Raw genomic sequence first — 1,003 nt, forward strand, 5'->3', positions numbered from 1 at the left:
ACCCAGTTCCAGGGCTTCCGCAAAGTCGTCCTGCCGGCGGCCAAACCCGGCATCTTCTCAGTGGCCATCATCAGCTTCATCTTCGCGTGGATCGAGCTGCTGTTCGGGCTCGTACTGACGAGTTTCGAAGCGGTGCCGGTGACGCTGTTCGTCTACTCGTTCATCGGCTCCCGGTCCATCGAATGGTCGATGCTGGCGGCGGCCTCGACGGCGATGATCGTTCCCGTCGTCATCTTCCTCGTCGCGGTCAACAAGTACCTCGCAGCCGGACTCAGCTTCGGTGTGGTGATCAAAGAATGAACGCGACTTCGACGCTACTACGACGCGACGCACTGTTCGCAAAACATACCCTCGTGGCGGGGACGGACAGCCGCATCACGGAGGACAGCTAATGGCTAGTATCACGATAGACGACGTAACGAAGGAGTTTGGAGAGGGATCCGAGTCGGTTGTGGCGGTCGACGACGTCTCGCTAGACATCAAAGACGGCGAGTTCGTCGTTTTCGTCGGGCCGTCTGGCAGCGGGAAATCGACGCTCATGCGTATCGTCGCGGGACTGGAGACCCAGACCGAGGGCGACATCGAGATTGGCGACGCCATCGTCAACCAACTCGGCCCGCGCGCTCGGGACATCGCGATGGTGTTTCAGAACTACGCGCTGTACCCGAACATGACCGTCGAAGAGAACATGTCCTTCGGCCTGAAAATGTCGACGGACATGTCCGACGATGCTATCGAAGAGAGCGTCACGTCCACCGCCCAGATGATGGACATCGGGGAACTGCTGGACAACAAACCCGGCGAGCTCTCCGGCGGGCAACAACAGCGTGTCGCACTCGGCCGGGCCATCGTCCGAGACCCGAACGTCTTCCTGATGGACGAGCCGCTGTCGAACTTGGACGCGAAACTCCGGGCGGAGATGCGCACCGAGATAAATCGCTTACAGAACGACCTCGGGGTGACGACGCTGTACGTTACCCACGACCAGACCGAAGCGATGACG

General features: G+C 60.1%; 2 protein-coding genes. Both read left to right on the forward strand.

Annotation, left to right across the window (positions count from 1 at the left end):
* Positions 1-300 (forward strand): ABC transporter permease subunit (locus E4S61_RS25105; protein ID WP_135306509.1); only part of this gene is annotated, 300 nt, incomplete at its 5' end.
* Between the two features lie 91 nt (positions 301-391).
* Positions 392-1,003 (forward strand): ABC transporter ATP-binding protein (locus E4S61_RS25110; RefSeq protein WP_135306510.1); only part of this gene is annotated, 612 nt, incomplete at its 3' end.

The organism is Haloarcula amylovorans, from assembly GCF_004681185.1.
Lineage (GTDB): Archaea > Halobacteriota > Halobacteria > Halobacteriales > Haloarculaceae > Haloarcula > Haloarcula amylovorans.